Source organism: Faecalicatena orotica, from assembly GCF_905197545.1.
GTDB lineage: Bacteria > Bacillota > Clostridia > Lachnospirales > Lachnospiraceae > Faecalicatena_A > Faecalicatena_A orotica.
This window is the reverse complement of sequence record NZ_CAJJZH010000011.1, coordinates 87522-113572: the sequence shown is the minus strand read 5'-3', so window position 1 is coordinate 113572 and position 26051 is coordinate 87522. Positions and strand designations below refer to the sequence as shown.

The following is a 26051-nucleotide window of genomic DNA, read 5'->3' as shown; positions in this document are numbered from 1 at the left end:
CTATACGACAAATACCGATTTTTCCAATAGATATGGACAGAAATCCGTATATATGGTATAATTATTCTTACATTCATTCATTAAGGGGGAATTATTCAGATGTCCACACAGGATTCTAAGACATACCATGAACAGACTTACATAGATAACACATTGCGCCTCAGGGAGATCCTTAAGACGATGCCGCCTTTTGCGAAGGATTATTTTCGTGCCATTGAGCCGAAAAGCTCTGCAAAGACACGGATTTCTTATGCCTATGATATCCGTATTTTCTTTCATTTCCTGATGGAGAATAATCCGGTTTATAAGAACTATAAGATGGACAAGTTCACAGTCAAAGATCTGGAACGTATTGAGCCGGTCGATATTGAAGAATATCAGGAATATCTGAAGGTCTATAAAGGGGACGGGAACAAACAGATCACAAATACGGAAAAAGGTCTGGCACGTAAAATGTCAGCGCTTCGAAGCTTCTACGCATATTTCTTTAAGCATCAGATTATCGATAAGAACCCCACCCTGCTTGTCGATATGCCGAAGCTGCATGATAAGGCGATTATACGTCTGGATACCGATGAAGTTGCCACCCTTCTGGAATACGTGGAACACGGGGGCGATGACCTGACCGGCCAGCGCAAGGTATATTTTGAAAAAACTAAGAATCGTGACCTGGCGATCTTAACTTTACTTTTAGGCACAGGGATCCGCGTTTCTGAATGCGTGGGACTTGATATCCAGGATGTGGATTTTAAGAATAATGGTGTGAAGGTTACCCGGAAAGGCGGGAACGAAATGGTTGTATACTTTGGCGAGGAGGTCGAGAATGCACTGAAGATGTATCTCTATACAACGAGGAAGTCCACTACTGCCCTGCCCGGCCATGAAAATGCACTGTTCCTTTCTACCCAGCGCAGACGGATCGGGGTACAGGCAGTTGAGAATATGGTTAAGAAGTATGCACGCCAGATCACGCCGAATAAAAAAATTACGCCGCATAAGCTCCGCAGTACCTATGGCACCGCACTGTACAAGGAAACAGGTGATATATACCTTGTAGCGGATGTTTTAGGGCACAAAGATGTGAATACTACGAAAAAGCATTATGCGGCTATCGATGAGAACCGCCGCAGGCAGGCTGCAGGGGCTGTTAAGCTGCGGGAACCGTAAAACGCAGGCTAAAGTCCTAATATTTTCAGTATTTCCGGGTGTGGATGCTTTTCATCTGCCTGAAAGACATCCACAAAATTCTGTGCCGCGCCCCCGTCATAGAAGGCGGGAAACAGAAAACCGCATTCCGGCTTATCCGGCTCATAGTCCCCTGCCAGAGGACATACCGCACAGATAATATACTCGAAGACCTCTTCAGATTCCCCCAGCCGCTCATGGTTTGCTGCCTTGGCCGGGATATCATACCGGTCGTGGAACACAAAAACTGCATACTCATGATCTGACTGGTAGGATTCAGCTATCAGTTCATAGAAGGTTTCCATCAGCGCATCATTTTTCAGTCCGCAGGTTTTCATACCCATAAGAAGCTGCCACATGCTGCCCGGTTTCATGGCGCGATCGGGAAATCGATACCTTTTCAGATTGACATTTGTTTCTGAAAAGGGAATTGCCTTGGCAATCTTAAGGTTTTTTCCCTTTTCCTGCGGAGAAAGTTTCAGGAAATTTGTATTAAATGTCCCGTCGATTTCTCCATCCTGATCCATATAGCTCCCCGCAATTCTCGTAACAGAGGATCTTGCCTGTGTCATGCGCCGGGTTAAAGCCAGCATATCCTCCCTGTTTATCATCTCGTTGTTAATCACGTTCATTACCTCCATAGTTCTTGGTGCCTGCCCGGCACATTTATTCGAATATTGCCGCTGTATCGTATATTATCTCATATCTCCCCTCCCCTTTGCAATTCCCTGAACAATAAATTCTTAACAGTATTGGGAAATTTACGTGATGGTGACTTGACTCTCCCACTGGGGGAGGGTGTATCCTGAACATAGCAGTCCGGCGGGAGTCTTCACGCTCCTGACCTGAGAAAGCAGAGAAAGTCAGGTTATTTTTTCTATGTACTGCTATAATGAACTACAATTTACAGAAAGAAGGGAATAACATGTCTTATCAGGATCACATTATCATCAAAGGGTTAAAGCAAAATAATCTAAAAAATGTATCTTTAGAGATTCCGAAAGGAAAAATCATAGTTTTTACAGGTGTTTCAGGCTCCGGAAAATCGAGTATCGTATTTGATACGATCGCTGCGGAAAGCCAGCGTCAGATGAACGAAACCTATTCCGCGTTCATCAGGGGGAGGCTTCCGAAATATAAGAAACCAAGGGTCGATTTTATAGATAATCTTTCCGCTTCTGTCATCATTGACCAGTCAAGGCTGGGTGGCAATGCTCGTTCTACTGTGGGGACCATCAGTGATATGTATTCCGCAATGCGGCTGCTGTACTCACGCATTGGGAAGCCTTATGTGGGAACTGCGTCTTACTTTTCCTTTAATGATCCGAACGGAATGTGTCCGGAATGCTCGGGTATCGGTAAGATTCTGGATCTGGACATGGACCAGGTGCTGGCGCAGGATAAAAGCTGGAATGAAGGTATGGTGCAGCTTCCGGCTTTCAGTGTCAATAACTGGTATTGGAAACAGTATACACAGACAGGTCTTTTTGATCTTGATAAAAAGTGGGCGGATTATTCAGAGAGGGAAAAGAATCTTCTGTTATACGGAGCTTATGAACGCGGCGGGAAGCAGGTAAACAAGAAAATAGAAGGAATCTACAATCACCTGAACCGGCTGCTCATTAAGCGTGATTTATCGTCATCCAGCGACCGCTCCCTGATGCGTCTGAATAAGCTGGTGAAAGAACGGGAATGCCCTGTATGCCGTGGGAAGCGTCTGAATGAAGCAGCACTCTCCTGCCGGGTAAACGGGTACAGTATTGATGAGATGTGTGAGATGGAATTCACTAGGCTATATTCTGTCCTGAGTGAGGTCAGAGACCCGCGGGGAGAAGCAATCACAGGCAGCCTGACGGCGTCCCTGAAGCGCATGATCGAGATCGGGCTTCCGTATCTGAGCATGAACCGGGAGTCTACGACTTTATCAGGTGGTGAGGCACAACGTCTGAAACTGGTGCGCTATATGGGGAGTTCCCTCACGAATATGATCTATATCTTTGATGAGCCCAGTACGGGAATGCACCCGAGAGATGTGCACCGTATGACCGGGCTGCTAAAGAGCCTGCGCAGTAAAGGAAATACGGTCCTTGTAGTGGAGCATGACAAAGACGTCATATCAATTGCAGACGAAGTGATCGATGTCGGTCCCATGGCAGGCCGCAATGGAGGCCGGATTCTCTACCAGGGGAGTTATGAAGGACTTTTAGATTCTGGCACCCTTACGGGAAATGCCATGAAAGAATATATTCCGGTCAAAGAGTACCCGAGGAAGGCGGAGCATTTTCTGCCCGTGCGCGGGGCGGCCCTTCATAATCTGAAAAATGTATCCGTGGATATTCCGACAAATGTGCTGACTGTTGTGACAGGGGTAGCAGGTTCGGGTAAATCCAGCCTGATCCGTGATGTTTTTGCCCGGGAATATGAAGACCGGGTGGTACTTGTAGACCAGTCTCCGATTACTGCTACCGGGCGATCTACTCCAGCTACATTTTTGGGCTTTTTCGACCACATACGTAAGCTGCTTGCAGATGAAAACGGTGTGGAGGCTTCCCTCTTCTCTTTCAACAGCAGGGGCGCCTGCCCGGCCTGCAAGGGAAGGGGTGTTGTCATTACGGAGCTGGTGTTTATGGATCCGGTGACTACCGTATGTGAAGCCTGCGATGGCAGCCGGTATAGTGATGAAGCCTTATCCTACAGATATAAAGGGAAGAACATGATTGATATCTTAAACATGACAGCGGAAGAAGCGGCAGAATTCTTCAGTGACAGCAAAAAAATCCATAAGCAGCTTCAGGCAATGATCGATGCAGGTCTCTCCTATCTGACACTCGGACAGCCGCTTTCCACCCTCTCCGGTGGTGAAAGGCAGCGGGTAAAGCTTGCAAAGTATCTGGATAAGAAGGGGAATATCTACCTGCTTGATGAGCCCACCACAGGCCTGCATGCTTCAGATGTTAAAAATATCATGAAACTTTTAGATGGTTTTGTAAGGCGGGGAAATACAGTCATTGTAATAGAACATAATCTGGATGTAATGAAGCAGGCAGATTATATCATTGATATAGGTCCTGACGGCGGAACAAACGGGGGAGAGGTCGTATTTACCGGCACCCCTCAGGAAATGGCTGATAACGCGGATACGATCACAGCCAGATACCTGAGAAAATCTTTGGAGTAAATCACTGCCTCTGCTGGAAAATCCTAACGGTAAAGCACATAATTCATAATCTCCCGGCTGAAACCTGAATTAATTAGTACATCTTTCATTTCATCGGGATATTCCCGGACAGTAATTCGGTTCTTTTCGGGAAAGATGGCTTTCGTCCTGAAAGTATAGACGAACTCTTTTAGTACCTGTCCGGCATCTTTTGTATCAAAGACCCTGAGCACCTTTCCCTGCCGTTCCAGTACCATGACTGGTCTTCCTCCATGCAGGGCGACTGCGGTCCCCGCTATATTCAGAAAGGAGCAGCCCTCCCTGTGTTCCAGGACCTTCCCCCATATCTGAACCGGGTCCGCGGCATTCAGCCAGATGATCTCTTCTCCGGGACGCCCGAGTGCCCGGATAGTCCCTTCATAGTCCTCTTTTCTTATAAACTGTGCCCCTGACAGCCCTTTTATGAAATATCCTCTGCGGACACGGCCGGTAATCTCCCATATCCGCAGCAGTTCCAGTGCATTGCCCCAGTCTGCGGGGCATCCTCCGGCTGTCTGCACCATATTCTGGCGCTGGAGGAGTGAACGCCGGAAGGTTTCCCTGCACAGGACGGTATTTTCCTGAAAGAATGATTCCAGCAGTTCTTCCATGCTTTCTTTTTTCCGGGGCCGGATGATATCCCATCGTCCTGCGGAGAGTGCGGCGATCCTTGCATTGACCCGCGCTCTGGGGCCAGCCTTTTTGAGTTTGTCCTGATTGAGCCACTGCCTTACCGGGACGAAACTGTCGGCACATACAAGCCCCTTCTCGGCGAGATGGATGAGAAGTTCGCGGATATCTCCTGTTACCGGAAGTTTTGATAATGCTTTCAGGAAACTTGCACCGCGCCGCCGTAATTCCCGGTAGACAATTTCTTCTTCCTCTTCCAATGTCCTGTGGCTGACGGAATCTTCAACTGTCTGCGGATCTTCCCAGTCAATGTCCTCGTACCGGCAGAAAGAAAGGGTTTTATCGGGAGACATTTTCCAGAAATAATCCCCTTCTGTGAGAAGCTTATCTAAAAGCCCCTCCCGGTATTCATGGACTCTCCTCGGAAATACGATACTCTCCCAGTATGCTGCGGGAAGAGACTGTCCGCAGAACATTTCCGCGGTCTGCTTTAACTGGTCTGTGGAAGGTGCGTTGATCCTGACCCGGTCGGCCATCAGGGCTGCATAATGTGCAGGGGGCTGTGTCACGGCCTCTGTGCGGAGATTACGCAGGGTTGCTTTTCTTGCCCGGTCGTAAAGCTTTGCATGATAATAAAGCCCTTCCGCCTCTACGATTTCCCCGTGTGCACACAGCATTTCCAGCCAATTGTCTATACAATCAGCCTGGTCCGGAATGTAGCGTTTCTGAATCTGTTCTGCGGAGAACGGGCCACGGTAATAAAGCAGCCGCCGTATCATGTGCATGCCGGATTCCGGGTCCTGATCTGTCATGGCTTTGGCATATTCCTTGTTCTGTTCGGCTGCGATCCAGAGTCCGGGCTCGATATATTCTGCCAGCCCCCGTGCAGCCAGCTCTTCCAGCCAGCCTGATACTTCTGCGGTGACGGTGGCTGAAATACCGGAATGACTGGGAGTTTCATACAGCTTACCTAGTTCCGGTGCAGAAATATCGCCTTCAATCATCAGGAGCGTATGGAGTTCTTCCGCGTTTCCAGGTACTTTTTTCCTTTCCCGGACACGCTTCAGTTCCTCAGCGGAAGGCTTCAGTTTTTCCATCTCGTTCAGCTCGTCATATACAGCCTGGCGGATCCCCGGCGTTGTGGGAGTATATTCATACATCTCGGCCGCTTCCACGCGCCACTGCATTGGCAGGGACATGGGGGAAGGCAGATCCAGATATAATTCCCGTACTGCGATCCGGCCGCTTCGCACCCCGTTTAAGACCTCCAGAAGTCCGCTTATATCCCATTGGTCTTCCAGACATTCCCTCGTGGTTTCTCGTATCAGGGGGTGGTCAGGCTCCCGGACCAGTGTCTCAAGCATCTCTGTACTTCTAAGTCTCTGCATCCACAGGGGCTGCCTGCCGTTTTGCCGCATCCCCATCATCAGTGCCCTTGCAGCATTATAACGGAAAGTCATGTTAAATACCGGTGTGACAGGCAGTATCGTGCGAAGTATTTCTCTGACAGTATCCGGATCGATGGAAAAAAGAATATCTTCAGGCACGGTTTCCTCCCCGTAAGAGTACAGAAGAATGCCGTCTTCCTCATCTACACAGCCGATATTGCATCCCAGAGACTTTCGGACCGCATCCTGCATAAGAAGTGAAAGCGGGGCATTGATGCGTCTTCCAAACAGTGCATGTATCATTGCCTGATGACTGCCTGTTGAATCTTTAAAATGTTCGATGACGATGGTGCGGTCATCCGGCAGTACCCCTGCGGCCTTACGCTGTCTTTCCAGAAATCCTGCGGTATTTTCCTGTGCCGCTTCATCCATCCCGAGACGCTTGAGCTCATCCTTCAATGTCCCACGCTTATCTGCGTCAGAAAGAGTCCGCATAATCCGGCCGAAGGACAGACTGGTCTTTAAATCCCTTCCCTTGAGTTCCCCTTTCCAGAATGGCAGCCGCGCCCCTTCCGCATTTGTCTGGGTCACAACCACGGTATCTTTGTCCAGACTCACAATCTTCCATGCAAACGCGCCCAGAATAAAACGGTCCCCGCGCTGGGATTCGTAGACGAACTCCTCATCCAGTTCTCCCACCTTGACCCCATCCTCGGTCTTAGCCGTATATAATCCCTTGTCGGGAATTGTACCGCCTGCAGCTACGGAAAGCATTCTGCTGTACGAATCGGCGAAGACACGGTCATGCAGCCTGTCATACAGGATCCTCGGGCGGACCGGGATTTCCCGTTTATGTTCATAATCTCCTGCCAGCATTTTCAGGATGGATATGACATCCTGCCTTGTCACTTCCCTGAACGAATAGGTGCGCGCAAGGATATCCATCACCTCATCCACTGTATAGGCGGTGCCTGCAGGGGTCTTCCCAGTCATTTCGGAGTTCTTTGTCTTACCGGCGTCTGTATCAGAGACTGCCGCCATAGAAACCAGATGCTGGGCGAGCACATCCAGACAGAGCCTTGGCGGCCTGGCCAGTTCCACACCGCCCTCCCTTGCAATCTGGGCCGTCATGCCACAGAAGAGCGTCTCGGGTGACGTACGCGGGTACATGTACATCACACTGACTCGGCCCGGACTGTGCCCGGCTCTCCCGAGACGCTGCATGGTGCTGGAGATGGTACGGGGACAGCCGATCTGGAGGACCTGGTCAATATCTCCTACATCGATTCCGAGTTCCATAGATGAGGTGGCGCACAAAAGGCGCAGCGTACCGCTTCGCAGGGCATCCTCTGCCTCACGGCGCTGTTCTTTTGACATGCTGCCGTGGTGTACGCGTGCAAAATCTTCTCCAGCCAGCTGATTCACATAGTATGCCAGTTTTTCCGCATACCTCCGCCCTTCTGAAAATGCGATAACGCTTCTGCACTGCAGGCATCGCTCATAAACCTTTCCGGCAAGCTCTTCCCAGACAGGATCTTTCTTCCGGCCGGCAGAAGGGGTGAGGCCGTCCACTTCAATCAGGACCTCCTTGCGCATGGAAGGGGAAATGATATCAGCCGGCTCTGTAGATAAATAGGAAGCCGCGGTTTGAAGAGGCTCTATGGTTGCCGAGAGACCGATTCTTTGGAGGGGCACTTTGCAGAGATGGTCCAGTCTGGCGGCGGAAAGCATCAAATGGGCCCCGCGTTTTGTGTCAATCAATGCGTGGAGCTCATCAATAATCAGGGCTTTTGCCGTCCGAAGGACGTTTCTCCCGGTCCTGCTTGTCAGCATGAGGAACAGAGACTCCGGAGTGATGATCAGGATATGGGGCGGATGCTTGATCATCCGCTGACGGTCTTTCTGGGGCGTATCGCCTGTTCGTATTCCCACACGTATCTTCCCTGCGCCCTCCCCGCCCGGCGTGTTAGTGATACCATCCAGTGGAGTATTCAGATTCTCACGGATATCTCCGGCCAGAGACTTTAAGGGGGATACATAGATCAGATACAATTCATCCTTCAGTTCATCTTTCGAGGCAAGATCCTGCATGCGGTCAATAAATACAAGAAATGCAGATAACGTCTTCCCTGTCCCTGTCGGTGCACTGATCAGGACCGGCCGGCCGGATGCTATGGCAGGCCATGCTTCCTGCTGGACTTTTGTTGGGCTGCCGAATCGCCCCTGAAACCAGGAGGCAGTCGGCGGAGAAAATAATTCCATACTGCACTTACTGTCTTTTTTCATCTTTACTACCTCAATTATCCTGCATTTCGAATTTTGCAATCAATTCTTCCAGAAGGACCGCCTGGGCGGAAAGTTCTTCGCTGGCAGCGGCACTTTCCTCTGCAGTAGCGGAATTCCCCTGTATGACGTTAGAGATCTGGGAAATTGCCCGTGTGATATGTTCGACAGAATCTGCCTGTTCACTGGAAGCTCTGGTGATTTCAGCCAGTGCTTCTGCAACTTCCCCGGCCCCTTCTTTGACATTCTGAAGGGACATGGCTGTTTCGTCTGCTATCTGTACACCGTTTTCCACGATATCCAGAGAACTGTCAATCAGCGTGCCTGTAGTTTTTGCTGCCTCAGAACTCTTGGCAGCCAGATTTCTGACCTCTCCGGCCACTACGGAGAATCCTTTTCCTGCATCACCCGCCCTGGCAGCTTCGACAGCAGCGTTTAGAGAAAGAATATTTGTCTGGAAAGCGATATCTTCGATGACTTTCAGGATGCTTCCTATCTTGTGTGAACTCTCCTGAATCTCCTTCATTGCTTTGAGCATCTCCTGCATCCGCCGGTCACTCTCCACGGCTTCCATTCCAACAGCGGCCGCCTTTTTGCTGGCGGTATCTGAATGATCGGCATTTGAACTGACCTTGCGGGATATCTCATGTATACTAGCCGCGAGTTCTTCCACCGTCCCAGCCTGTTCAGAAGCGCCCTGGGCAAGTGACTGAGCACCGTCGGAAACCTGTTCAGAACCAACTGACACCTGTTCGGCAGCTCCCCTGATCTGTTTCAGCGTTGTATTTAGAGATTCAATAATTTGCTCGAGGGCATTCCTGATATCCTGAAAATCTCCGACATAATTCCCCTTCACAGCAACATCTAGATTTCCGTGTGAAATCTCCCCGAGTATGTAGGAAATATCCTGAATCATCTCCTTTAATGAATGGATTGCAGACCGGGTGCTGTCCGCCAGAAGTCCGATCTCATCATTGCGCATGGTCTTAAGCTCCACATTCAGATTCCCCCTTGCAAACTCCTGCATTCCTCCGCTGATCTCCGATAAAGGTTTTGTAATCCTACGGATAATCGTAATGATGATAAACACCAGCAGTGCAAGCACTACAATGGCCAGAACAGCAAGAATAGATATGAGGTGGTTGCGTGTCGCATTCATCTCAGAAACCGGTAGCGTGGCAATAGCCAGCCAGCCGGTTGTTTTACTGTCTCTGAACACAGAGGTGTACTGGTTACCCTGGTAAGTGAAATGATAGTTACCATTATAGTTTTCTTTTACCTTTTGTTTATATTCATCCGTGATATCAAGCTCGTCTACATTTTTATTTACAGCTGAAGGGTCATTGCTGTATACATATACATCATTATTTGAAATCAGTTCCATATATCCATGTTCTCCGACATGGATACCGGATATCAGTTCACTCAGGCTGTCCAGTGTTACATCCAGACCCATGAAGCCTGCTATTTCAGAATTATAATATACAGGTGTTACGATCGTAACAACGGTTTTTCCTGTTATTCCGTCAACATAAGGGTTGGAGATTGCTGTTTTCTTTTCCGACAGGGCCAGATGATACCATTCCAGGTCATCTAAACCGGCCTTTCCGTATTCGCCGGAAGGGATGACGTAGCAGTCTGTTCTTTCATCGGCGATCCATGCCTGGAGCACCTGCTCGTCCTCAGTTGCCGCCATAATATTGTTCAATTCCTGTGTAACATCACTTAGATATTCATAGCTTCCGATATCATCGGGGGTTGAAACGGCATGAAAATATTTGCCGAAAATACTGTCATTTTCATAAAGGCTGACTATGGAAATCTTTCCACTGAAGAAATCATCGACAACAGAAACGGCATAATCAGTCTGTGCGTCTATCAGCTTAGTATTTAAGCCCGATATGGAGCCTGAAGCCATAAGGCCGGCAATGGTGATCATACCTACCAGTGCCGGTACAAGAACAGCAAGAAGACTCCAGCTGATTTTCCGGCTGATGCTGCTATGCTTCCCGGCTGTCTTCTTCGCAGGTATTTTTTTTGATTTTCTGTGACTGGACATATTTATGAACCTCTTCTTCTTTTTTGTATAGTGTGCACACTTATTTTGTCAGGAAACCGTATTCCACAGTTCCGTTCTCCCATGTGCCTGTGATGCGGTATACATACCCGGAGAGGGCATCTTTTATCACAAATCCTTCGCTGTCTTTTGTAACGGTTACCGTTTCACTGCCGGGAACCTCGTCACCGTCCTGATAGGTATCCATAAGTCCGGACGGCCATCTCTCGGCCGTGATACTCTCCGGCTCTGCTGAAAAACATAATGTCAAGTCTGTACCGTGTTCCGGATCCAGCGTCATGTCGGCTATATTCTTCCAACTGAGGATAAATGCAGAATCCGTTGTAACAGACTGGGTCTGCCCGTTCTCATCTGTATACGTCCATTGAAAGCCGCCCTCCGTTATATAGGTGTAAACATTCATGGTGTCTGTCCTATATTCGATACCAAGATACGGCCTTTCAGATGGATCCGGCTCCTGATAGATCTGGTCCACGATGTTCTGATACTGGTCGGCATCGGAAGGCTTCCCCCGTTTTGTCACTTCTATCTTCGTGACACCCGGGTACTGGCCCGGATAAGATTCCAGCATGATGCCGTTCCCGTAAATGGTCAGCAGATCCCCTTTTTTCAAGTCTGATTCCGTAATCCGGCTCCCATCGGTATCATAGATATCCTCGGGCATCGTTACACAAAAGACACTGCCCGTGTCCTGATCTACCATAAGATGGGAATTTTCGCCGAAAGGAACATACATGACAAGATTCTTATTCGTTCCGGTAGTTTCAGCCCCCCTGTGAGTATGCTGCCATATTAAGATGCCTGCGGCTGCCAGCAAGGCAAACACAGCAATTCCTGCGGTCAGCCATTTTTGTTTTCGATGCATATTTATCTTCCCCCTTTCCTGAAAATCCATCCTGATTCATGCAGTATAATAGATTCATTATAGCATACAATAATCGGCCGGCACAGGCCCCAAAACAGTTTTCTTTTGTATCTTTTTGTCAGTATAATCATATGTAAATGAGATCATAGAGTTATCATTCAGACCAGATAGGCGGAAGAAGCCCGCACTTATGCAAAATAAGTATTGTATTTCGATGGCAGGGAATTTATAATAGAAAAGTCGTACAGGATTTATCTAACACGCTCCAATACATAAGAAAGAGGATTATAACGATGCAGTTACAGAGATTACTAAGCTTTACAAGAAAAGCCGTTGATGAATATGACATGATTCAGGAAGGGGACCATATCGCGGTCGGGATATCCGGCGGCAAGGACAGCCTGACCCTGCTCTATGCCCTGCATGGTCTGAAGCGGTTCTATCCGAAGCACTTTGAACTCAGTGCAGTGACTGTGGACTTAGGTTTTGAAAATTTTGACCTGAGCCCGATACAGGATTTGTGCAAAGAACTTGGGATTCCTTACCGGATCGTAAAGTCCGAGATATACCATATACTCTTTGATGTGCGCAAGGAGGCGAATCCATGCTCCTTGTGCGCAAAGATGAGGAAAGGGGCACTAAATGATGCTGTTAAGGAAATGGGATGCAACAAGGTGGCATATGCGCACCATAAAGATGATATCATAGAAACGATGCTGCTCTCGCTGATCTTTGAGGGACGTTTCCATTCCTTTTCCCCGAAAACATATCTGGACCGCATGGACCTGACTGTGATTCGTCCTATTATGTTTATTGACGAGAAAGACGTGATCGGGTTTAAGAATAAATATGACCTGCCGGTTGTGAAGAGTAAATGCCCGGTGGATGGTTATACGAAGCGGCAGTATGCCAAAGAGCTCGTAAAGCAGCTGAATGAGGAACACCCGGGAGCCAGGGAAAGAATGTTTCATGCAGTCTTAAACGGGAATATCAAGGGATGGCCGGAAAGAATCCCACATATAAGATAAAATGAAAATACCGGGAACAGAAACATAAAGGCAGGGAATGAAAGGTTCACTTCATTCCCTGCCCTGTGCTTATTATAGCTTCTTATCTGCTGCAGTAATATCCTGCTTCAATGCAATATACTGTTCGATTGCCTTCGCTGTACCTTCGATCCCAAGTTCGGAACTGCTTAAGCAGAGTTCGTAGCTCTCGGAATCGGACCACTTTTTATTCGTATAATAGTTATAGTAGCTTGCACGCTTCTTGTCTGTCTTAATGATCATATCTTTCGCCTTGGCATCCGTAAGGTCATAAAGCCTTGCGATACGGCGGATACGTGCATCCAGATCTGCATGGATGAATACACTGACTACATTTTCATAAGATTCCAGTGCATAGTCTGCACAGCGTCCGACCAGAATACACGGTCCTTCGTCAGCAATCTTCTTAATTGCATCAAACTGTGCAAGAAAAACCTTATGATTGATGGGCATATCGGAATATGTATTCCCCGGATAACCCATTGAATACGTATCCATTACCAGAGAATACAGGAAACTGTTCGTTGGTTTCTCATCGTGGGATTCAAATATCTCTTCACAAATCCCGCTCTCTTTTGCAGCTCTTGCAAGCATCTCTTTATCATAAAGCTTGATTCCAAAATACTCTGCTACTTTGTAGCCGATCTCGCGCCCTGCGCTGCCATACTGTCTGCCGATTGTAATAATTGTGTTTGTTTTCATATAAGTCACTCTCCTTTGCGTCAAACCAGGCGTTGCCATCCGTTTTCGGATAACCTTATTAGTATTATACAAGATGGTGCAGAAATTTACAAGAAAAATCCTGTTTATTGTGCAAATTCACCAGTTAATGGCGAACGTATATGCTATAGTACGGGCTTATTGACGCAATTTCCGGAGGAGTTCTTCAAAGTAGGCGGGCAGGGGGGCATCAAATTCCATGTATTCTCCTGTGCGGGGATGTTTAATTCCGAGTACTTTGGCATGGAGGGTCTGCCCTTCCAGTTTGAACGGGCATTTGACGGGACCATATACCGCGTCCCCGAGGATCGGGTGGCCGATGCTGGCCATATGCACGCGGATCTGGTGGGTGCGTCCGGTTTCCAGCTGGCACTCGATATATGTGTAGGCTCCGAACCGTTCCAGTACTTTATAATGCGTTACAGCCGGCCGGCCATTTGGCGCATGGGTACTCATCTTCTTCCGGCTGACCGGGTGACGCCCTATGGGGGCGTTGACAGTACCTGTATCTTCTTTTAAGTTTCCGTGTACGATGGCGTGGTATTTTCTTGTAATACTGTGATCTTTCAGCTGTTTAGCCAGAGACTGGTGGGCCAGGTCGTTTTTACAGATGATCAGAGAGCCGGTGGTATCCATGTCGATCCGGTGTACGATCCCGGGTCTGGATACGCCGTTGATACCGGAAAGGTTGTCCTTGCAGTGAAACATAACCGCATTTACAAGCGTCTGGCTGTAATGGCCCGGTGCAGGGTGCACGACCATTCCCTTCGGCTTGTTGACGATCAGAATATCATCATCTTCATACAGAATGTCCAGAGGGATATCTTCCGGTACGATGTCAGGTACTTCCGGATCCGGCAGGGAAACTGAAACAGCATCCCCGGTATTGACTTTATAATTGGATTTGACCTGATTTCCATTTACGGTAACAAGATGCTCCTTAATCAGCTTCTGGATGTGGGAGCGGGAGACATCGGGCATTTCGTCGGAGAGGAACCTGTCGATCCTGCTTCCGGGGACTTCTGCCGTAAAGTTCAATTCTTCCATCTTAGTTCTGTCCCTTTCTTAATGAAAAACACTTTAACTCATCTTCTTTATAGTAGAACAGGATAGAGACTGCAAATAAAATGCATGATACGACTACATAGCAGTCCGCAACATTAAAAATCGGGAAATCAATGAGCTCAAAATAGAAAAAATCTACCACATAGTTCAGCCGCATGCGGTCTATAAGGTTGCCGAAGGCACCTGCACAGATTAAAACGGAACAGATGCGCAGGATATAGTATCTGCCTGTATGTGGCATTCTGCCGTATAAAAAGCCGATCAGGGCAACGATGATGACGGCCCCGGCAGCAAATAGTATCTGCCTGTCCTGCATAATGCCGAAAGCGGCACCGCGGTTTTCCAGATATTCCAGTTTGAATACCCCCTGCCAGATGACGAACGGGGGCTGGTCCTTCAGATGTGTGACTGCCAGCCACTTCGTAAGCTGATCCAGCACGACAAGAAGGATACAGCTGAAAATTGCAAGCAGATAGCTTTGAGTTAATTTCGTATTTTTATCTCTCATGGCTCTTCCTTTTATATATATTTATGGATCGTTACAAAAATCCGGTTCTTCTTCGTGCGCGATAAAGTCCCGATATACCGGAACTTTCCCATGCCCCTGACGGAAATGATATCTCCCTCTCTTACCTGATAGCTGTTTGTTGTCATCAGGCGTCCGTTTACGAATACTTTCGCCCCTTCGATGAGTCCGGTCAGCTTTGTCCTTGAAGAAGAAAACGCCAGTGCCAGCAGGCTGTCCAGCCTGACAGAGGCAACCGTGCCTTTCAGTTCCTCATAACGGGGTGAGTAATGACAGTCCTCTAAAGTAACCTCCTTTAAAAGCACGCCTGTATGGCGCACCCGGGTAAGCTCATCCTTTAGAAAAACGCATAAGGCAGACTGTATGAAAATGTAAGCCTGCTTTCCGTCTATTATAATATCTCCCAGTTTTGAGCGTTCAATCCCCAGATTCAGGATTGCCCCCAGGTAATCCCGGTGTGTCAGCTCCTCCGCATATTTATCATGCAGCGGTTCGATGGAAAGCACACAGAACGGAAAATTACAACTGTCGGGCAGCACCTCCTGTTCTTCCCCGGAATCGGATGTCCCACGCAAATAAAGAGCATCAGGTATAAATGCTGCCATCTGACGCTCTGCTAATTCATATCCGCCGAAAGTGATATACCTTGTATATAGTTGGTCTTTCGGAAGGGAATGTAGTATATTCAGTTCATTCAGATTCAGAAAATCCGAATATGTAATGATGTCACGGTGATATGCTGTCTTTGACAGCTCAATCAGCCTTTTTTCCAATAACTGCTCTTCTTTTAACATATCAGAATAAACTGCTTCCTCTTAGTAACTGCTTATGATTAGTATCTGCCTCTTACATTTGCCGACTCCATAGAACCGCCCAGCAGATCCTGAAGATCACCGGAAATATCTACGTTCGTAGGTGTCACAAGGAAAATGTAATTAGAAATCTTCTGAAGGTTGCCGCTGATGGCAAATGTCGCACCGGAAATAAAATCTATGATACGCTGTGCAATCTCCAGATCCATACCTTCTAAGTTCAGGATTACGGTACGTCCTGCCAGCAGTGTTTCCGTGATTTCTCTGGAGTCATCCACGGATGCCGGTTTGACAACGCAGACCTCCATGTTGGCGTTCCTTCTGGATGCAGGCTGGCGCATCGGCGTTACTTTATTACCTGCCTGTGCATATTTCTTATCTTCCTGGATATCAAAATCGTCGTACTCATCTTTTCCTTTTTTATTAAACAGAGAACGGCGTGGTTTTTCATCAAAATCGTCATCATCAAATTCATCATCATAGATATCGTCATCATCATACTCATCGTCATTCAATTTCATGATGTCTAAAAATTTATCAAACACACCCATGTTTACACTCCTATCTTATGCCTTTTTCGTGCATAATTTATTTTTAAAGCACTTTCTGTTCCGGTATACTGATGCCTAAACGGCATAGTTCCTGGCACCAAAGATTCCGGTCCCAACGCGGACCATTGTCGCTCCTTCTTCGATTGCGACTTCATAATCATTGGTCATCCCCATTGAAAGTATGCTCACATTAACATTATCAATGTTTTTCATCCCAATGTCAACAGATAATTTATGTAAATTTGCGAAAATTGGGCGGTTTTCCTCGGGATTTTCAACAAAAGGCGCGATAGTCATAAGCCCGCATACGCGCAGATGTGGAAATGTGGCTATTTTTTCTACAAATGGAATTACTTCCTCAACTTTCAGTCCGAACTTACTTTCCTCCTCTGCCACGTTTACTTCGATGAGGACTCTGGCCGTGATATTACGTTTGGCAGCCTCCTTTTCAATCGTCTCTGCGAGCTTCAGGGTATCAACAGAATGGATCAGGTCCACTTTATCTATGATGTATTTTACTTTGTTCGTCTGAAGGTGTCCGATCATATGCCAGTGAATATCGTCAGGGAGGAGGCCGTGTTTCTCATCCAGTTCCTGCACTTTATTTTCACCAAAGACCCTCACTCCCAGCTCATAGGCTTCTTTTAAGACCGGCAGCGGCTTCGTCTTACTGACTGCAATCAGTGTCACCTCACTGCGGTCACGGCCGGACCTGTCACAGGCGGCCTGAATCTTTGCCTCTACTTCCATAAGCTGTTCTTTTAACATGTTCTTTCACTCCTTATTTGATGATATAGTTGTAACACAATTTCTAATTCTATTGAAAAACGACTTCCTCGTCATCGACTGTCTCACCGTCCTGCACGATATGGTCATAATTGTACAGTCCGTAGGAATCACCCTCCTGTACAATATAATATTCATCACTCTCACACAGTATCGTTACCTGTCTGAATACAGCGTAGCCCTTGTTGATGTTATAGACCCCTTTTAACGGCTCCGTCTTTGAAAGCTGGAGTGTCTCGGAGGAATCAGGGCGTACGAGGACGGTTCCTTTGTCAAATTCCGCGGGATTCAGGTATACCGTGCCGTCATCCGTTGTTTTATAGATATTCACAGTCTGGAAAACTGTGGACCCACCTCTTTTCTGTATCATAACCCCCGACGAAGAGCTGTTCCCTCCTGTCGTGATATAACTGTCGGGAACAGCATAAAAATCTTTATCCACGACAGCACTTTTCGGAATTTTCAGCCCACTTTCATCCTCGCGGATCAATTCAACGTTCAGGAATCTTTCACCGGCGTAGCGGATCATGGAATTGTCGTAATCCAGTTTCCCATAAAAGTCCCCGCCCTTTTTCAAAATGGAAAAATCCGCCCAGAGTGCTTCACTGTCCTTGTCAATCCGTGTCTTAATGTAGGTAACGTCGGAAAGCTCCGATGCGGTATCCTTTTCAAGCGGAACGATGATGGACCAGTTCTCGCTCGTGACAAGTTTATAGGCAGGATCGCCCTTCTTTACCTGTACGTTGTCCCCGCGGACGGTATGCTTATAGTTACTTCTGTCAAAGTCTGCCTTTTCAAAAGAATCCGCAGTCACGGATTCGTACCCGTCATAGCTCAACACAATAATACCATCTGCTGGTGTTGTGAAAATATCCGCACTGCCGCCGTTCTGGGCAATCACAGCGTCCATCTGCGCGGTCTTTGTCTGGTTGGACGCGTCCAGCAGGGCATTGTCGACCTCATTTTTCAGAGAATAAACAGAGGAAAACTTCTGCGGGTTGAAATTCTCATTAAAACTTTGTGTCTTGACAACCAGCGAGGTCATCTCGTCCGAACTTAAAGCAGCACCCTCTGAATCCGTATCCGCACTGTAGTTTAACTTACCCGTGGTGACGGCATAAATGTTTGTACCGGCCTTCACCTTGCTGTTCTCGTTTTGAAAATAATTAATATAACCCGTCTTTTCCGCATCCACTACGGTCTCGCTACGTATGACAAGCCCTGTGTATGAATTGTCTTTTAAAATACTGCCTTCGCGTACCTCATATATAGAGATTTTCTTGGAAGATGCATACATGATAATCGTAACTACGAGATAGATGAACACAATGGCAAATAAAAAAATACCGATATTCATCTCCCGCTTTCTTTTATATTTTTTGAGGCTTATGGAATTGTCTTTCTGTGATGCCAAATCTAACTCCTCCGTAAAATCTTTAATTTTATAACTTTAACAGTATAACATTTTTAAATGTATATTTCCAGTTTTTGTGGCAATAATAAGAGCATTGATATTGAAAAGGAGGAAATAATATGAAGTGGTTCGATAACACTGCTCTTACCATTGTGATTATTGGAGCGGTCAACTGGCTTCTGGTTGGCATTTTTCGATTTGATTTAGTAGCCTTTCTCTTTGGAAATTTAAGCTGGCTTTCCAGAATAATTTATACGATCGTTGGCCTTTGCGGCCTCTATCTGATCAGTCTTTTTGGCAGAATCAATAACATGTCAGAATAAATGAAAGAGAAAAAAAGCAGGATCTTATGATATCACATCTGGTATCATAAGGTTCTGCTTTTTGTTTTACTCGGTATCATAACTGCCGCCTGCTGCTCCTGCAGCAAGCAGATTCGTCATATCATCATAGAGGATCGTTTTGTCATTTGCACCCATAACGATCGATATGTAAGGATTATTTTCCAGATCCTGGGAATACAGGATGACACAGGACCCGGCCTCATCAGTCGTCCCTGTCTTGCCTCCGAAAATATTGACCCCGTAAGGCGCATACGCTTCCCCCAGGGAATAATAATTCGTCGGCAGCCACTGTTCTGTACGGTAAACACCGTCCGCCCCGGTCAGTTCCCCTGTATAGGAGGGCAGCGAGATAATATCCAGAAACCGCTGGTCCTTCACACATGCATTGAACATCAGGTACAGGTCATATGCAGTTGTGTAGTGATCTTCGTCCTGAAGTCCATGTGGGTTCACAAAATGTGTATTCGTGGCCCCGAGTGCTTTTGCTTCCCGGTTCATCATGACGGCAAATTCTTCCACGCTTCCGCCGAGATGCTCGGCTATCGCCACGGCACAGTCGTTGCCGGAGTGCAGGACAAGGCCGCACAGTAAATCATAAAGACTGATCTGGTCACCGGTACGGAGGTTACAGGTCTGCTCATCTGCCGCAAAATCAGTCGCATCGCTGCTGACTGTCACAATGTCGTCGAGATTGCCGTATTTCAGTGTCAGATAGGCTGTCATGACCTTTGTCGTACTTGCAGGAAAAAGCTTCTCGTGGAGCTGGTATGCATACAGTACTTCCTCATCTTTCAGATCGAACAATCCCGCCGCATGGAGACTGGTATCCTCAGTGAACCCAGCCAGAGGGACATCCTTGTCAGTCACGCATAAATCCTCTGCGAACAGGCTTCCCTGGTACAGGTTCTTATCGTAATTCGAATGTTCATAGGCGGCTGCCTGGTCATATGACGGTCTGAAACCACAGCCTGTTGTAGTGAAAGCCAGAATCAGACAGACTGCAGCCCCCAATTTTCTTTTAGTTTTTGTTTTTATATATCTCACGCCAGTCAAGATCTCCCCTGTCTAATGCTAATATCAATGCTTCTGCTGTGGCAATATTTGTCGCGATCGGAATATTGTACATATCACACAGGCGTACAATGTCGTTGACATTCGGTTCATGTGAGCGCGGGGTCAGAGGATCACGGAAAAAAATCAGAAGGTCCATCTCATTATGTTCGATCTGTGCCCCGATCTGCTGGTTTCCGCCCAGATGCCCGGCAAGATATTTGTGGATATTCAGATTTGTCACGCTTTCAACCAGCATACCTGTGGTCTCTGTAGCAAACAGATGGTGCTTGCTCAATATCCCCCTGTAGGCGATACAGAAGTTCTGCATTAATTTCTTTTTGGCATCATGTGCCACTAATCCTATGTTCATAGCTGCTACTCTCCTCTACTGATATTTATTAGGCTGTAAACCTACATTGAGTACAAAACCAATTCCCATATAGAAACAGACAACAGACGTCATCCCGTAACTGACAAAAGGCAGGGAAATACCTGTATTCGGAAAAATCTGTGTAGCCACACTGATATTGATAAAAGTCTGTACCCCTATCAGTGTGGCAACCCCGCCGCATATCAGGCGCCCTCCGGTGTCTTTGGCCTTTACTCCTATTAGAATACATTCTATCACAATTAATAATAACAAAATTATGACGACACAACAACCCACAAATCCTAATTCTTCTCCGATAATCGCAAAAATAAAGTCTGTCTGGGGTTCGGAGATGAAATTTCCGTTTTTAACGGAGGTAGTCGTATTACTGTTGTACCCTTTTCCTGTCAGCTGCCCGGATCCAATGGCCATAACCGAATTAATCTGCTGGTAGGCTTCATCTGTGGCATACTTCTCCGGTTCCAGCCATGCAAGGATACGCTTCTGCTGGTAATCCTTCAAAAACGGCTGGTTGGGCTGCACGACAATACTTAAAAACAAAGCGGCAGTCGGAATTACAATAGCCAGTACAGTCCCAATGAACTTATAGCTTAACCCTGCCAGAAACAAAATGATGCAGAACAGTATGGCAAGGCAGATCGTATTGGACAGGTTAGGCTGTTTGTAGATTAGTATCAGCGACGGCAGCAGCAGGGCGACCGCCTGTATAATAGTCTTTTTATTGTTAATCGCCTGTTCCCGGTCCATATAGAACTTTGCGTAGAACAGGATCATAATGATCTTAGTCAGGTCGGATGGCTGAAATTGCACAAATCCCAGATTCAGCCATCTCGTTGCTCCATTTACTTCTTCACCGAAAAAATGCACGGCCAGAAGCAGGACGATATTTAATCCGTACAAGGGCCAGTACCAGTTCATTACCCATTTGTAATCAATAAGTGAGATGACAACCATAGCAATCGTGCCGAGTATGACTCCGAGTGCCTGCTTCCCCTGTACAGACGCCTGTGCACTTCCCACTACAAAAATTCCAATGATGGAGATCGCAGTTACAAGTGCAACGAGGCTGAATTTATAATCTCTTAAGTGATACCTTTGTTTGATATTCAGAAAATGAAGTTTCAATTGAAGTTTCAATAGTTTTCTCCTGTTATCTTTATATGTATATCTGAATGTGTTATCTTTATGTGGAAATCTTCGGGCTTAACCTCCAGGTATTTTGATACCGTGTGGTATATATCTGAAGAGAACTTTTCAGCCGTCTCGGGTGTACACTGCATTCTGTCTGCCATAAGCAGAGTTTTCAATCTTTCTTTTGCAACGTGAACAGAAGGTACACTCATATAAGTTTCCCTCCTAATTCTTTTTAAATAGGCTGGAGAACTTTGCAAAGAATCCTTCCGGCTTGCTAAAATCTGTGATCGGGATGTCATCACCTAAGATTCTTCTGCATACATTTAAATATGCCTGTCCGGACATACAGTCTGTGCCGACGATTGGTTCACCCTGATTCGTTGCGATGACTACCTGCTCATCATCCGGAATGACGCCAAGCAGGTTAATCGCGAGAATTTCCGTGACATCCTCCACAGACATCATGTCCCCCCGCTTTACCATGTCTACCCTGAGGCGGTTGATAATCAGGTCGTTATTCTTGATGCCGTGTGTCTCTAAAAGTCCGATGATGCGGTCTGCATCACGGATGGCTGATACTTCCGGTGTCGTAACGATGATGGCCCTGTCTGCCCCGGCGACCGCATTCTCGAATCCCTGTTCGATACCGGCCGGACAGTCCAGAAGTATGTAATCAAATTCATCTTTCAGATCCGCGATGAGCTTGCGCATCTGTTCCGGAGAAACGGCTGTCTTGTCCTTCGTCTGTGCAGACGGGAGCAGGTATAATTCAGGAAACCTTTTATCTTTGATCAGCGCCTGTTTCAGGCGGCAGCTGCCTTCTATCACATCAACCAGATTATAGACGATCCGGTTTTCCAGTCCCATGACAACATCCAGGTTACGAAGCCCTAAGTCTGTGTCAATGACGATTACCTTCTTGTCCATCTGCGATAAACCGATTCCTATATTTGCTGTCGTAGTCGTCTTCCCGACTCCGCCTTTTCCCGATGTAATGACAATAACTTCTCCCATGTTTTTCTTCCTCCTACAACTTCTTATTCTAAAGATTAGTCTACAAGCGGATCCAGATAGATCCGGCGTCCGTCTACAACGGCTATCTTAGGCCCCCTGATATTGAGGCTTTCCTGATAGATCACCTGACGTTTTGCTTCGATGTCGCCAATTCGAAGTTGTTTGGGCTGCATGGAAAGGGCTACGATAAACGCGTCCCTGTTCCCTGACGCACCCGCATGGACGGAACCTGACAGAGAACCAACAATGACAACATTTCCTTTGGCAATCACCCTGGCGCCGAGCTCCACATCACCCAGTATGATGATACTTGAATCGGATTCCAGCACTTGTCTTTTGCTTAATGTACCTCTGTAGAACTGCCCTTCCCGTTTCTGGATATTGGTGAGCGTATTTTCCACAATGCTTTTGTATGTCATCTCATTGGTTTCATCGCGGTCTATGATACATACGATATCAATTCCCGTGATTTCAGCAATCAGGCCCAGAATTGTCTGTTCTTCCTGGTCTGACAGCTTACGGTCTAAAAACGTAACTGCCATCTTCGCCCCCTCAAAGAATTTTGCAGAATCTTTGAATTTGGCGGCGACACTTTCCAGAAGTACCTCAAAGGATACCTCCGGATTCAGGTGAACTTCGATACCATACCGGTTGCTTTTAATTGTTACCAGCCTGTCCATGTATATTCACATCCTTTATAAATAGTTCAGCCTGCAGGTATTAGTCACCTGCAATCGCTGTGCCAAGCTGTGCAGCAGAACCTGTGATTAATTCGTCTTTGTCGGCAAGCTTGAAGTTTGCCCTTACGATATCTCTGCCTATTTCTGCGGCATAGGATGAGCTGTAACCGTTCGCAATACGCACTGCTACTGCAATCTCGGGATCCTCTGCCGGTGCAAATCCAACAAACAGGCCGTGGTCCGGGTGTACCGCACTCTGCTGTGCAGTACCGGTCTTGCCGGCCATCTGGATCCCCAAATTTGTAAAGCTTGAATTATTTGCTACCATGGCGATCATACCCTGGTGCACCAGATCCCATGTCTCTGCGCTTACATTCTCAATCTTGCTGGCGGCAACAGGTTCGTACTGCTTGATGATCTTGCCGTTTACATCCGTTGTCTTGTTCAGAAGCGTCAGGTTATATACCGTGCCCTTGTTTGCCACTGTTGAAACATAACGGTTGAGCTGGCTGACTGTAAAGTTATTCGTACCCTGTCCGATCGCACTCTGTACGGCATATTCATCCGAAATCTGAGGTTCTGACTCCGGAATCTCGATCCCGGACTTTTCACCAAGGCCGAATTCCTTCGCATATTTGGCAAGCTTCTCGATTCCGGCATCGCTGTCATAGTTTCCCTCAGCGTCAAGGCCAAGGTCATAGCCGACTTCATAGAAGAAGACATTGCAGGATTCATTTAGCGCGCCGACCACATCCAAACTCCCGTGTCCGTAGATGTTCCAGCATTTCGGGCTCGGCGTAACCTTGTCAAATTCACCTGTACAGTTGATGAAAGACCCGCTGTTTATGACTCCTTCTGTCAGGCCTGCCACCGCAGAAACCATCTTGTAGGTAGAACCGGGCGCCGTTGTCTCCTGTGTGGCATTATTGTAAAACGGACGGGACAGCCCGGTTACCAGCTGATTATAGTAACTGGAATCCATTGTGTTTGCAAGCCTGTTATTGTCATATCCGGGATAGGATACGCAGGCCAGTACTTCCCCGGTATCCGGGTCACTGACCACGGCAGAGCCTGTACAAGGTTCCAGCGCCAGCTGTCCCGGTGTAATCTCAAGACTCTGTATTTTCTGGTACAGCCATGTGTAGGAATCTACACTGCCATCAGTCAGACCCTTGTAAGCCCCCTCATCCATAGGCAGGACTCCCTGCTCATATACCATGGCGCAAATCTGTCCGCCACTGATACCCCCTGATTTTATAAGATATTTGTAGAGAAGTTTGTCGAAATTAACATCCGAATCTAAATAATTTTGTAAAAATGTTAAAATTCCCTGGTAAATTTCGGCGGAATCAGAGTATTTTTCTTCTGAAATGTAATCAGAGAGTTTGGAAGTATCGATCCAGTTCTTGGAAATCGCGTAATTCAGGTACTTATTGATACTGATTGTTTCATCCTTAGTCCACTGTTTGTAGACTTCGTCATTCGTGTCAATGGCATCCGGCATCAGGATTCCGGTATCGGTCTGGAGCACATTGATGGAAATGTAGTCCATGAATGCCTTCATCTCATCTGACAGCGACTCATAAGAGCCGGCCTTGCTGTTGTTCATTTCATTGATGATCTCCGTGATTGCGGACTTCTTCCTCTCCGTGAAAGTGCTGTATACCTGTTTCTCCACCGGTTTCGCATCGTCCGCACCGAAATGGCTCTCATCAATGATCTCGTTGGCAATAAAAGAATTATAGGCGTCATCGACCGGGATGATGATCTCACTTGCATCGGACGTCTTACTCGGGTCATAATTCATGACATTGCGAAGCTTTGCGAGGACGATTCCGGCCAGTTTCTCTTCCAGAAGCTGGTAGGTCTGCTCCTGCAGGTCTTTATCAATAGTCAGGTAGACATCATTGCCCGCCTCAGGCTCTTTATTGCTGACAGTATCCGTTACCTTTCCGACACTGTCCACATAATACTGTGTCTCACCTTTTGTCCCCTGAAGGACCTCATCCATCGTCTGTTCCAGTCCGGCTTTTCCGACAATATCCGTCTGGGAGTACTTTTCTTTCTGGTCTTTGTCCAGTTTGTTGTATTCTTCCTGTGAGATCTTGCCCGTATAACCGATGATGGAGGCAAAATACTTGCTGTCCGTGTAACGGCGCATGGAATCGGCCACGACATCGACGCCCTCGAGCCTGTCCATATTCTCCATAATCGCAGCAACCGTTTCATCACTGACATCGGTCGCAAGTGTAGTCGGGATGAATTTCTGGAAACTGTTAAGGCCTATGGCATATCTAAGATTTACCATTTTCAGGATGTATGGCTTCTCCAGCTTTTTCACGTCCAGCCCGTAACCGTAAGTCTTGTCTGTACACAGATAATTAATGATGTCTTCCGCACTGGATGCGCGCTGTTTTTCCGTCAGCTCATCAATGGTCTTCAGGCCATATACGTCGGCGATAAAACGCAGTTTGAGCGTTTCGTTCGTCTGTGAGAATTCATAATTTCCCGCAGAATCCAGAACTACACCGAAATCACTGATTACAGAATCTCCGTTTGATTCCACGATGGTTATAATCTCATCCAGAATGCCGTTAATGATCTCGTTCTTTTCTTTTCTTGTATCGGCCGTTATGTTATCTTCTATAGTCACGGTATAAGCCAGCTCATTATAAGCCAGCAGGTTCCCGTTGCGGTCATAAATTTTCCCGCGTGTTCCGGCGGTTTCTCTTGTTTTTCGAATCTGCAGCTTATAGTTGTCCAGATAATCCTGCCCCTTTACGATCTGCAGGTAAAATACCCGGTTGATCAGTACTGCAAACATAACGCAGAACACAAGGATTAAAACAAAAAGCCGTGATTTTACGATTCGATATACTGCATCTTTCATT

22 protein-coding genes are annotated in these 26051 nt (G+C 47.0%); 4 read left to right on the top strand and 18 right to left on the bottom strand.

What is annotated here, in order from left to right:
* Positions 1-99: 99 nt before the first annotated feature.
* Positions 100-1167, top strand: a complete 1068-nt coding sequence (locus ABIN22_RS20055; protein ID WP_118618796.1) for a tyrosine-type recombinase/integrase — start codon at positions 100-102, stop codon at positions 1165-1167.
* An 8-nt stretch (positions 1168-1175) separates the two neighbouring features.
* Here ABIN22_RS20055 and ABIN22_RS20050 read toward each other — a convergent pair whose 3' ends face one another.
* Entirely contained in the window at positions 1176-1796 is a 621-nt protein-coding gene (locus ABIN22_RS20050; protein ID WP_346910787.1) for a DUF4317 family protein, read from the bottom strand.
* Between the two features lie 281 nt (positions 1797-2077).
* Here ABIN22_RS20050 and ABIN22_RS20045 point away from each other — a divergent pair, with 281 nt between their 5' ends.
* Positions 2078-4363, top strand: coding sequence for an ATP-binding cassette domain-containing protein (locus tag ABIN22_RS20045; RefSeq protein WP_430517208.1), 2286 nt, complete (start codon positions 2078-2080; stop codon positions 4361-4363).
* A 23-nt stretch (positions 4364-4386) separates the two neighbouring features.
* On the opposite strand, the gene ABIN22_RS20040 is transcribed toward ABIN22_RS20045, so the two are convergent.
* The 3 genes from ABIN22_RS20040 to ABIN22_RS20030 are packed head-to-tail and all read right to left on the bottom strand — an operon-like array spanning position 4387 to position 11624.
* Positions 4387-8685, bottom strand: a complete 4299-nt coding sequence (locus ABIN22_RS20040; protein WP_346910747.1) for a DEAD/DEAH box helicase — start codon at positions 8683-8685, stop codon at positions 4387-4389.
* A 10-nt stretch (positions 8686-8695) separates the two neighbouring features.
* Positions 8696-10741, bottom strand: a complete 2046-nt coding sequence (locus ABIN22_RS20035) for a methyl-accepting chemotaxis protein (protein ID WP_346910745.1) — start codon at positions 10739-10741, stop codon at positions 8696-8698.
* 40 nt (positions 10742-10781) lie between these two features.
* A complete protein-coding gene (locus tag ABIN22_RS20030; RefSeq protein WP_346910743.1) occupies positions 10782-11624 on the bottom strand; it encodes a hypothetical protein in 843 nt (280 codons plus the stop codon).
* Positions 11625-11917: 293 nt separating this feature from the next.
* Here ABIN22_RS20030 and ABIN22_RS20025 point away from each other — a divergent pair, with 293 nt between their 5' ends.
* Positions 11918-12652, top strand: a complete 735-nt coding sequence (locus ABIN22_RS20025; protein WP_109730370.1) for a tRNA lysidine(34) synthetase — start codon at positions 11918-11920, stop codon at positions 12650-12652.
* A gap of 72 nt (positions 12653-12724) precedes the next feature.
* Here ABIN22_RS20025 and ABIN22_RS20020 read toward each other — a convergent pair whose 3' ends face one another.
* The 7 genes from ABIN22_RS20020 to ABIN22_RS19990 form a co-directional block, all read right to left on the bottom strand.
* Complete coding sequence (locus tag ABIN22_RS20020) at positions 12725-13372, bottom strand: cytidylate kinase-like family protein (protein ID WP_109730371.1); 648 nt, start codon at positions 13370-13372, stop codon at positions 12725-12727.
* 156 nt (positions 13373-13528) lie between these two features.
* Positions 13529-14437, bottom strand: coding sequence for an RluA family pseudouridine synthase (locus ABIN22_RS20015; RefSeq protein ID WP_109730372.1), 909 nt, complete (start codon positions 14435-14437; stop codon positions 13529-13531).
* A 1-nt stretch (position 14438) separates the two neighbouring features.
* Complete coding sequence (lspA, locus tag ABIN22_RS20010; protein WP_118618806.1) at positions 14439-14963, bottom strand: signal peptidase II; 525 nt, start codon at positions 14961-14963, stop codon at positions 14439-14441.
* Between the two features lie 11 nt (positions 14964-14974).
* Complete coding sequence (locus ABIN22_RS20005) at positions 14975-15775, bottom strand: YlmH family RNA-binding protein (protein ID WP_118618808.1); 801 nt, start codon at positions 15773-15775, stop codon at positions 14975-14977.
* A 38-nt stretch (positions 15776-15813) separates the two neighbouring features.
* Positions 15814-16344, bottom strand: a complete 531-nt coding sequence (locus ABIN22_RS20000) for a cell division protein SepF (RefSeq protein ID WP_109730375.1) — start codon at positions 16342-16344, stop codon at positions 15814-15816.
* 75 nt (positions 16345-16419) lie between these two features.
* On the bottom strand, positions 16420-17112 hold the full coding sequence (locus ABIN22_RS19995) for a YggS family pyridoxal phosphate-dependent enzyme (RefSeq protein ID WP_109730376.1): 693 nt from the start codon (positions 17110-17112) through the stop codon (positions 16420-16422).
* 49 nt (positions 17113-17161) lie between these two features.
* Positions 17162-18544 carry a biotin/lipoyl attachment domain-containing protein gene (locus tag ABIN22_RS19990; RefSeq protein WP_181368608.1) on the bottom strand — a complete coding sequence of 461 codons (1383 nt, stop codon included), beginning with the start codon at positions 18542-18544 and terminating at the stop codon, positions 17162-17164.
* A 119-nt stretch (positions 18545-18663) separates the two neighbouring features.
* Here ABIN22_RS19990 and ABIN22_RS19985 point away from each other — a divergent pair, with 119 nt between their 5' ends.
* Positions 18664-18867, top strand: coding sequence for a DUF378 domain-containing protein (locus ABIN22_RS19985; RefSeq protein WP_109730377.1), 204 nt, complete (start codon positions 18664-18666; stop codon positions 18865-18867).
* Between the two features lie 66 nt (positions 18868-18933).
* On the opposite strand, the gene ABIN22_RS19980 is transcribed toward ABIN22_RS19985, so the two are convergent.
* The 7 genes from ABIN22_RS19980 to ABIN22_RS19950 are packed head-to-tail and all read right to left on the bottom strand — an operon-like array spanning position 18934 to position 26050.
* Complete coding sequence (locus tag ABIN22_RS19980; protein WP_430517207.1) at positions 18934-19932, bottom strand: D-alanyl-D-alanine carboxypeptidase family protein; 999 nt, start codon at positions 19930-19932, stop codon at positions 18934-18936.
* Positions 19907-20311 (bottom strand): methylglyoxal synthase, encoded by a 405-nt coding sequence (locus ABIN22_RS19975; protein ID WP_109730379.1) that lies wholly within the window; start codon positions 20309-20311, stop codon positions 19907-19909. The genes ABIN22_RS19980 and ABIN22_RS19975 overlap by 26 nt, the downstream gene beginning before the upstream one ends.
* A 15-nt stretch (positions 20312-20326) precedes the next feature.
* Positions 20327-21442: an FtsW/RodA/SpoVE family cell cycle protein gene (locus ABIN22_RS19970; protein ID WP_109730571.1), complete on the bottom strand. Its 1116-nt coding sequence runs from the start codon at positions 21440-21442 to the stop codon at positions 20327-20329.
* 23 nt (positions 21443-21465) lie between these two features.
* A complete protein-coding gene (locus ABIN22_RS19965; protein WP_109730380.1) occupies positions 21466-21675 on the bottom strand; it encodes a cell division topological specificity factor MinE in 210 nt (69 codons plus the stop codon).
* 13 nt (positions 21676-21688) lie between these two features.
* Positions 21689-22480 carry a septum site-determining protein MinD gene (minD, locus tag ABIN22_RS19960; RefSeq protein WP_109730381.1) on the bottom strand — a complete coding sequence of 264 codons (792 nt, stop codon included), beginning with the start codon at positions 22478-22480 and terminating at the stop codon, positions 21689-21691.
* 35 nt (positions 22481-22515) lie between these two features.
* The gene (locus ABIN22_RS19955; RefSeq protein ID WP_109730382.1) at positions 22516-23160 is read right to left on the bottom strand and encodes a septum site-determining protein MinC; all 645 of its coding nucleotides are present in this window, start codon (positions 23158-23160) and stop codon (positions 22516-22518) included.
* A gap of 40 nt (positions 23161-23200) precedes the next feature.
* Positions 23201-26050 carry a penicillin-binding transpeptidase domain-containing protein gene (locus ABIN22_RS19950; RefSeq protein WP_346910738.1) on the bottom strand — a complete coding sequence of 950 codons (2850 nt, stop codon included), beginning with the start codon at positions 26048-26050 and terminating at the stop codon, positions 23201-23203.
* Position 26051: the final 1 nt, after the last annotated feature.

Bases quoted from the DNA above. Each gene is read 5' to 3' on its own strand.
- lspA (WP_118618806.1), bottom strand. From the start codon at position 14,963: ATGAGAGATAAAAATACGAAATTAACTCAAAGCTATCTGCTTGCAATT.
- ABIN22_RS19995 (WP_109730376.1), bottom strand. From the start codon at position 17,112: ATGTTAAAAGAACAGCTTATGGAAGTAGAGGCAAAGATTCAGGCCGCC.
- ABIN22_RS20015 (WP_109730372.1), bottom strand. From the start codon at position 14,437: ATGGAAGAATTGAACTTTACGGCAGAAGTCCCCGGAAGCAGGATCGAC.
- ABIN22_RS20000 (WP_109730375.1), bottom strand. From the start codon at position 16,344: ATGGGTGTGTTTGATAAATTTTTAGACATCATGAAATTGAATGACGAT.
- ABIN22_RS19965 (WP_109730380.1), bottom strand. From the start codon at position 21,675: ATGAGTGTACCTTCTGTTCACGTTGCAAAAGAAAGATTGAAAACTCTG.
- minD (WP_109730381.1), bottom strand. From the start codon at position 22,480: ATGGGAGAAGTTATTGTCATTACATCGGGAAAAGGCGGAGTCGGGAAG.
- ABIN22_RS20045 (WP_430517208.1), top strand. From the start codon at position 2,078: ATGAACTACAATTTACAGAAAGAAGGGAATAACATGTCTTATCAGGAT.
- ABIN22_RS20025 (WP_109730370.1), top strand. From the start codon at position 11,918: ATGCAGTTACAGAGATTACTAAGCTTTACAAGAAAAGCCGTTGATGAA.
- ABIN22_RS19955 (WP_109730382.1), bottom strand. From the start codon at position 23,160: ATGGACAGGCTGGTAACAATTAAAAGCAACCGGTATGGTATCGAAGTT.
- ABIN22_RS20055 (WP_118618796.1), top strand. From the start codon at position 100: ATGTCCACACAGGATTCTAAGACATACCATGAACAGACTTACATAGAT.
- ABIN22_RS19950 (WP_346910738.1), bottom strand. From the start codon at position 26,050: ATGAAAGATGCAGTATATCGAATCGTAAAATCACGGCTTTTTGTTTTA.
- ABIN22_RS20020 (WP_109730371.1), bottom strand. From the start codon at position 13,372: ATGAAAACAAACACAATTATTACAATCGGCAGACAGTATGGCAGCGCA.
- ABIN22_RS20005 (WP_118618808.1), bottom strand. From the start codon at position 15,775: ATGTTAAAAGAAGAGCAGTTATTGGAAAAAAGGCTGATTGAGCTGTCA.
- ABIN22_RS20040 (WP_346910747.1), bottom strand. From the start codon at position 8,685: ATGAAAAAAGACAGTAAGTGCAGTATGGAATTATTTTCTCCGCCGACT.
- ABIN22_RS20035 (WP_346910745.1), bottom strand. From the start codon at position 10,741: ATGTCCAGTCACAGAAAATCAAAAAAAATACCTGCGAAGAAGACAGCC.
- ABIN22_RS20030 (WP_346910743.1), bottom strand. From the start codon at position 11,624: ATGCATCGAAAACAAAAATGGCTGACCGCAGGAATTGCTGTGTTTGCC.
- ABIN22_RS19985 (WP_109730377.1), top strand. From the start codon at position 18,664: ATGAAGTGGTTCGATAACACTGCTCTTACCATTGTGATTATTGGAGCG.
- ABIN22_RS20050 (WP_346910787.1), bottom strand. From the start codon at position 1,796: ATGATAAACAGGGAGGATATGCTGGCTTTAACCCGGCGCATGACACAG.
- ABIN22_RS19975 (WP_109730379.1), bottom strand. From the start codon at position 20,311: ATGAACATAGGATTAGTGGCACATGATGCCAAAAAGAAATTAATGCAG.